The 6,915-nt window shown below is 68.6% G+C and carries 7 protein-coding genes; all 7 read right to left on the reverse strand.

Translation table 11 applies throughout. The features are described from left to right. Nucleotide 1: 1 nt before the first annotated feature. Nucleotides 2-1,180: a S49 family peptidase gene (locus V2J18_RS22905; protein ID WP_336130484.1), complete on the reverse strand. Its 1,179-nt coding sequence runs from the start codon at nucleotides 1,178-1,180 to the stop codon at nucleotides 2-4. Further along, nucleotides 1,177-2,667, reverse strand: coding sequence for a phage portal protein (locus V2J18_RS22910; protein ID WP_336130485.1), 1,491 nt, complete (start codon nucleotides 2,665-2,667; stop codon nucleotides 1,177-1,179). The genes V2J18_RS22905 and V2J18_RS22910 overlap by 4 nt, the downstream gene beginning before the upstream one ends. A gap of 2 nt (nucleotides 2,668-2,669) precedes the next feature. Continuing rightward, complete coding sequence (locus V2J18_RS22915) at nucleotides 2,670-2,888, reverse strand: phage head-tail joining protein (protein WP_336130486.1); 219 nt, start codon at nucleotides 2,886-2,888, stop codon at nucleotides 2,670-2,672. After that, complete coding sequence (locus V2J18_RS22920; RefSeq protein ID WP_336130487.1) at nucleotides 2,885-4,822, reverse strand: phage terminase large subunit family protein; 1,938 nt, start codon at nucleotides 4,820-4,822, stop codon at nucleotides 2,885-2,887. The genes V2J18_RS22915 and V2J18_RS22920 overlap by 4 nt, the downstream gene beginning before the upstream one ends. Nucleotides 4,823-4,825: 3 nt before the next feature. Continuing rightward, nucleotides 4,826-5,368 (reverse strand): elements of external origin, encoded by a 543-nt coding sequence (locus V2J18_RS22925; RefSeq protein WP_336130488.1) that lies wholly within the window; start codon nucleotides 5,366-5,368, stop codon nucleotides 4,826-4,828. Nucleotides 5,369-5,487: 119 nt separating this feature from the next. Continuing rightward, nucleotides 5,488-6,018, reverse strand: coding sequence for a hypothetical protein (locus V2J18_RS22930; RefSeq protein WP_336130489.1), 531 nt, complete (start codon nucleotides 6,016-6,018; stop codon nucleotides 5,488-5,490). A gap of 131 nt (nucleotides 6,019-6,149) precedes the next feature. Next, a complete protein-coding gene (locus V2J18_RS22935; RefSeq protein WP_336130490.1) occupies nucleotides 6,150-6,656 on the reverse strand; it encodes a hypothetical protein in 507 nt (168 codons plus the stop codon). Between the last annotated feature and the right edge of the window lie 259 nt (nucleotides 6,657-6,915).

Raw genomic sequence — 6,915 nt, forward strand, 5'->3', positions numbered from 1 at the left:
CTCAGCGCTCCCTCTTACAGCGCGCGGCCCGTGCCTCGACGGCGTGGATCAGCGGGTTGTCGTCCAGCGACGTTGTGGCCGCCACGGACGCAGCAGTCGGGGACAGGTGGCTGGTGATCTCAGCCGTCTCGGCGCGCAGACCGAGCAGCTTCCGACGCACGTCAACGGTACTCAGGCCTTCGCCCAGGAACTCCGCGGTCAGGTCGGGGCGCCCGGCGAGCGCGCACAGCTCGGCGATCGCCAGGGCATCGCCGTGCGCTTGCGCGCGCGCGGCGTCAATGTCGACGGCAGGCGCCGTCGATTCGGGGGTGGACATCGTGGGGAACTCCAAGGAAGAGGGACGCGCGACCGCGTCCAGTTCGGTGTGCATCTGCAGCACGGCGTCGCCGAGCGTGCCGAGCCGGTCGGCCAGTCCCGCGTCGATCGCGTTCTGGCCGAAGAACAAGCCGGCCTCGGTCTGGCGGATGGCATCGGCGGGCAGGCCGCGGTGATGAGCGACCGTCTGCACGAACAGTTCGTACAGGCGGTTCACTTCGGCCTGGATCGAGGCTCGGGCTTCGGGCGTCAGCGGCTCATGGGGGTTGCCGTCGTTCTTGCGCGCACCGGCCAGGATCGGGGTGTAGCTCAGACCTTGATGGGCGTCGCGCTGGGATTGGTCGACATGGAGCGCGATCACGCCGATCGAGCCGATGCCGGCCGTGCGGGACACGAACACCTGCTCGGCCGCGCTCGCCAACGCATACGCCGCCGAAAACGCGGCATCGTTGGCGACTGCCCAGATCGGCTTTTGGTCGCGGCCGGCGCGAATGCGGTCGGCCAGGTCGAACACGCCCGCGGCTTCGCCGCCGGCGCTATCGACATCTAGCACAATGCCGCGCACAGACCGATCCGCCAGCGCGGCGTCCAGGCGTGCCGCGATGTTCTCGTAGCTGAGCAGGCCGGACATCGCGTCCAGTCCGCCGGTCCGTTGCACCAGCGTGCCGTGTATCGGCAGAACCGCGATGCCTTGCGCCTCGCCAACGCGCGACGGCGCGGGCTGGGGCGGCCCCAACTGCGGGGGCGGCCCCGTCTGCAGTTCGAACTTGGGCGCGAGTACGTTCAGGATTACGTCCAGCTTGGCGCGCTGGATCAGCAGCGGCGTGTTGAACACGCGCGCCGCCAGGTAGGGCAGTCCGGTCATGCGGGAAGGTCGGTCTCAGGCGGCGGCTCGGCCGGCACGGATTGGAAGGCGCCGTTGCGGGCGACGCGGCGCGGATCGGTGTCGAACACCAGGCCGAGGTCGTCGGCGCGCGCCGCGTCAGCCGCAATCTCTCGATCGATGGTCTCGGCGTCGTAGCCGGAACTGGCGATGGCTTCCGCGCGCGAGAGCAGGCCCGCCCGGATCGCCAGAATCATCGCGTTGAACTCCTTCTCCGGGTCCACCCAGTTCCAGCCCTGCGGCACCCATTTGCAGGCGCGGTACTGGCGCTTGCGGCGGCGATAGCCGGGCAGTTCGACGGCGCCGGCCAGGACGGCGGCGTCCACGAACGCGTTCCAGACGGGCCGGCACAGCTGGAACACCAGCACCGTGTGCTGGACCTGCTCGCAGCGGCGCCGGAACTCCAGCAGCCCGGCGCGGATGGACGAGTAGTTGACCCCGGTCAGGTCGCCGGTCAGCTGCTCATAGGTGATGCCCATCGCCGCGGCGACGGCGCGGAATTGCGAGCGCAGGAACGCCTCGTAACTCGCGCCCACGTCGGCCGGCTGGGCGAAGGCGACGTTCTCTCCCGGCTCCAGGATCTGCAAGCTGCCTGGTTCCAGCCCCAGCGGCGCGTTGCCGTGCTCGTCCGCCGGGGCATCACCCGGCAGCGGATCGTCGGGGCCGCCGCGGGTAATGAAGCCGGCGAACATCGCCGCGGTCTTCTTGCGAACCAGCTCGGCATCGTCGTACTGATCCAGCTCGTTCAGCTTGACCAGCGCGCGCGCCAGCCACGGCTCCCCGCGGATCTGTCCGGGACGCAGGGGGCGGAAGACGTGCAGGATTTCGGAGGCGCGGATCCTCACTGTGTCCATCCCGCCCTGGCGGGTCATCGGCGCCATAGCGCCGTCCTGCGGATGCGACAGGTAGAGGTGGTACGCCACCCGCCGGCCGAGCCGGTCGAACTCGATGCCGGCGCGAATGACGTTGCCGTTCGGCTCCTCCCGGTTCAGATGCAGCGGCAGGTGCTCGGGCTCCAGCACCTGCAGTTGCAGCGGCACCGCGAGCCCATCCTCTGGCCGGCGCGGGCGCAGGCGCACCAGGCACTCGCCCCCCTCCACCAGTGCGCGGCAGGCCAGCGCTTGCAACCCGTACAGATCGGTCAGGCCGGCCGCGTCGGCTTCGTCCACGAAGTCCCACCAAAGCGTGTGCAGCGCTTCGCGTTGGGCGGTGTCGGCGATCAGCGACTGCGGCTTGATCCCGGTGCCGACCGCGTTGGCGACGAACGCCTCCACCGCGGCGTTGGCCCAGGCATTGCGCCGCACCAGATCGCGCGAGCGCACCCGCAGCGCATCCCCGGTCGCGACCAGCACTGCGACGGCGCCGGGATTACCGGGCTGCCAGGCCGTCGAGCGCCGGCCGTGGCCGGCGACCTCGTGTATGGGCGTTCCGCCGAACATCGCGGCGCGCAGCCGTCCCCACCAGCCCATGATCAGAAGCCCTTGGCGGTGGTGGTCAGCAAGCGGCGTACCCGGCGAGGTCGGCCCTCGGTGCCGGCGAGCGCGGCCTCGATCTCGCGAATCGCGGCCAGTAGCTCGTTGACGGAGCGGTACTCGACCAGACGGTCGCCGAAACTGACGCGGCGCTCGCCGCGCGCGAGTGCGTTGCGCAAGGCCTGCAACTGTTCGTGGGTATACGGAAGATCGCTCATCGCATGAAACGGCTCGAAATTACCCGGCGCCGTGGGCGCGGGCCAGAAGCAGAAAGGCCGCCCGAGGGGGCGGCCGTGGGAATGGGTAGCGCAGTTGGAGCGGGCGATGCGGTCGGTGGGGCCAGGCCCAGCGTCCGCTCCATCTCCCGCCAGTGGCGTTCTTCGAAGCGGTCGACGCCGGTCTGCATCGCGCCGGCGCGCGCCATGACGTAGCAGTCGAGGGCTTCGTTGCGGTCGCGGCGCTTTTCCCACACCCGCTGCGGATAGCCGTGCCGGTCGCGCCGGGTGATCAGGTGCTCGGCAGTCAGCTGCTGGAGGAACTCGCCATCGACCTTGGGCAGATGGACATAGCCGGCCGGAAACACCGGCTGCCCGTCCGGGCCGATCTCGATCGACAGCCGCAGGGCGTTGTACAGCTCCAGCTTGGCGATCCCGCCCGCGACGGCAAACAGCTTCAGGCCGCGGCGCAGACGCTTGCCCGGTACGCTGACATCGACCGCGGTCGGGATGCCGATCAACGCGGCGCCGCTGCCGACGCCCTTCATTGGCAGCAGGCGCGGGTCGGCGACGTCCCGGGCGAAGGCGTACGCCTCTTGCGTCGCGTAGCCGGTGTCCAAGCCGAGCCGGGTCAGCGGCAGCAGGGCGCCGGAGGCATGGGTCCACTGCTCACGCAGCAGCCCGGCCAGCTCGGTCCAGACCGCGGCGCGCGCCGTGTCGCCCATCAACACCCGGTGCTCGACCAGCCAGGTCTCACGCTCGCGGCCGAATGCCCAGACCGAGACCTCGATCCGGTCCTTCTGCACGTCGGCGCCGCCGGCCAGCAACAGGCCACCGGCCGGCACCGTGCCGACCCGGTAGTCCTCGCGGCGCTCCAGCAGACGCTCCCAATCGGGGGCCTCGCCCTCCTCTTCCCAGGTCTCGCCGAGCTCGGTGTTCTTGAACGCCTTGAGCGCTGTCGCCGAGCCCTGCGCGGCCTCCCAGGCGGCGGCGATGTCCGCCCAGCTACGCCAGCCGACCGGCGAGTACAGCGACGACAAGTGGTAGCCCGCGGTCTTGCCACGGTTCTGCGGCGCAGTGGCGATCCATCGACCGGCGGCCAACATCGCGGTCTTGTGATGCTCGCCGATCGGCTGCTCGCAGGTTTCGCAGATGTACCGGGCCGACCGCGGGTCGCCCCAGGTCCAGCGCAATTGTTCGAACCGCAGCCACTGTTCGTGCGCACAGTGTGGACACGGGACAAAGTACCGGCGCTGGTCGGAGGCCAGGTACTCGCGCTCGATGGTCGAGGCGCCGGCAATCGTCGGTGTCGACACCAGCAGGATCTTGCGGCGGGTGAAGGTGCGGGTGCGGGCTTCGGCCAGCGCCACCGCGTCGCCTTCGCCCTCCACGTCGCGCGGGTAGCCGTCCACCTCGTCCAGAAACAGGTAGCGGACCGGCATCGAGCGCAGGCCGACCGCGCTGTTGGCGCCGGTCAGGACCAGAACCCCGCCGCGGAACTCCTTGGCGAGGATGGTGTTGCCCGAATCGCGTGCGCGCGAGGGCGCGATGCGCTCCCGCAGCGACGGCGATTCCTCGATCAGCGGATCGACGCGCTGCTTGGAGTTGCGCTTGGCCATCTCGACCGTGGGCGCCACGGCCATCATCGGCCCCGGCGCGCACGCGATCACATAGCCGATCCAGTTGTTCCCGCACTCCGTGCCGCCGACTTGCGCGCCCTTCATGAATACGACGCGCTCGATCGCCGAGGCCGGCGACAGGTCGTTCATGATGTCGCGCAGGTAAGGCGTGCGCGCGGTGCGCCATCGCCCGGGCTCCGACGACGAGGTGCTCGACAGCACCCGGTCCTGGTCCGCCCAGTCCGACACGTCCAAGAACGGATCGGGCGCTAGCCCGTCGCGCCAGGCGCGGGCGACCTCATCGAAGCCGTCGTACAACGATCACTCCAGGCGGGCGACGAAGTCGCCGAGTTCGGCCAAGTGCTGGCGCACCTCGCGCTCCAGCGACACGTGCATCGCATGAGGATCGATGCCGAGCTCGGCGGCCAGCATCGAACTGATGCGCGCCGGCCAGTTCAACCAGGCGTCGCGCTCGGCACGAGCCAGGGCGAAGACCTGGCCGATGGCCTGCTGCCGGTCGATCAGTTCGCCGCGCAGCTGCGCGATGCGCAGCTTGTGGTGCTGGGCCTTGAGGACTTCGTTGGCAGTCCGCGCCTGTGCGTAGCTGTTGCCGGTGGGAGCGCCAGACGGTGCAGCAATGGTCTCCTCGCCACGGGCCGCTGCGCGCGCCCGCGCCGGTCGGGGGGCCGCGCGTGATTCAGCCAGCTCGGCCTTGGTCGTGTTCGCGTCCCACTCGGCATCGGCGCAGGCGGCGTCGATGGTGCCGTCCGGCAACGCCGAGATGCGCCCGGTGGCGATGGCTTTGCGGACGGCGGTGTCCGAGACGCCGCGATGGCGCCCGTAGGCGCGAATGCTGATTCCCACAGGCGGTCAATCGCAGGTTCGGGCCTCCGCGACCGCCGGCCATCGGCGCAGATTGGGGTGAATGGAAGAGGGAACACCCCAGCCCCCATTGAGGGATTGGGGTGCGCGCTCTCAGGGTATTAGTTGCGCGGCGCGCACATCGCGGCCGTGATGGCTTGCTCCAGATGCCGAATGGCCGAGCGGAGGCTGGGCTGGTACTTGGCGTCCGCCACGTCCCACACCTGCATCAACCGAGCCTGTTGTACCGCTCGATTGAGTTGATGCACCGGCAATCCTACGAATTCTGGCTCCAGAGCTTCGATGTAGCGCACGATTTCATCGTGCAACCAGCGCAACGTCATCTCATCCGCGCAGATCTCACTGGGAACCCAGCGCTTCGCGGACCAACTGCCGGTCTGATCGATGGCGCGCTCGACCGGCGCCAGTTCCCTACGGCACTCGGCCACCAGCCGTCCAATGTTCGTCGGGTCGAGGCGGCGCGTACGAACTGTGTCCGTGCGTTCGGCGAGGATGCAGGCCAAGCCGTAGCAGGCGAACAAGGTCAAGCTCGATTCGGGTTGTGAGAATGTGTGTCCGGACCGCAGTATCCGTTCCAAATAGTCGCTGAGGCTTCGCAGCTCAGCGTCCGCAATGAAGATCTCCTGATTCATGGTTCGCTCCTCTCACACCGCGTCGTTGCGGCAGCGGCATGAACGCTTCAGTTGCGGCGGAAGCCAAGCAGAACTTGCGGAACACGATGACGACGGACAGGTGCCCGACAGCTTCGCCGGGCGCCCGTTACCTACTCTGGGAACTGACCCAGCGCCTCTTCCAGCCCACCGACCGCCAAGCTGATTGCGTGCTGGAAATCGGCGTCGCAGGATCGCAGCACGTGCAGCCGTTCGACCGAGACGAGCGCCTTCTCGACCCATTGGCGCGGCGTCAGCGGCGACCGGCATTCCAGGTAGTCCTCGATCTGCTGCGCCGTGGCCGCCAGGAGGGCGGCGACCGCTTCGTTTCGGCGCTTGGGGCGTTGCTTGAGGCGATTGGCGCCGCTGAGGACGCGCAAACTCCACCGCCCCATTTCCTCGTTCACCACGGCCACCCGCGCGTGCAGTTCGATGCCGTCGATACGCCGTGCCCGGTCGATCCGCGTCCAGGGCTCCAAGAACCGGGTCAAGGCGGCGCATCCATCCACCGAGCACGTGCCGTACTCCCAGACCGGCTCCAAATCCGTCGGCGCGGTCAGCAGCCATCGAATCTGGCTCCCCAACGCACGCAAAGTGAAGAGATCTTGCTCGATATCCATTGTTGCTGTTCCTAGGTCACCGCCCAGCGCGGCGATCGCATGAACGCTTCAATCCCCTGCGATTCCAAGCGTGAAAGCGAGGTAATAGGTCCCGGTAGACAGGCGACGGACAGCTTGCGGCGCGCGGCAGAAGAGGGAAAACCCCAGCGCCCGGTCGGGCGCTGGGGTTGACGCTCTCGTGCTGTCAGCCAGCGGCGTTGTTCAGTTCATCAAGTACCGGTGCAAGGTCCATGTCCGGCTCAAATTCCAATTCGCCACG

The sequence above is a fragment of the Lysobacter firmicutimachus genome, assembly GCF_037027445.1.
GTDB classification, from domain to species: domain Bacteria; phylum Pseudomonadota; class Gammaproteobacteria; order Xanthomonadales; family Xanthomonadaceae; genus Lysobacter; species Lysobacter firmicutimachus.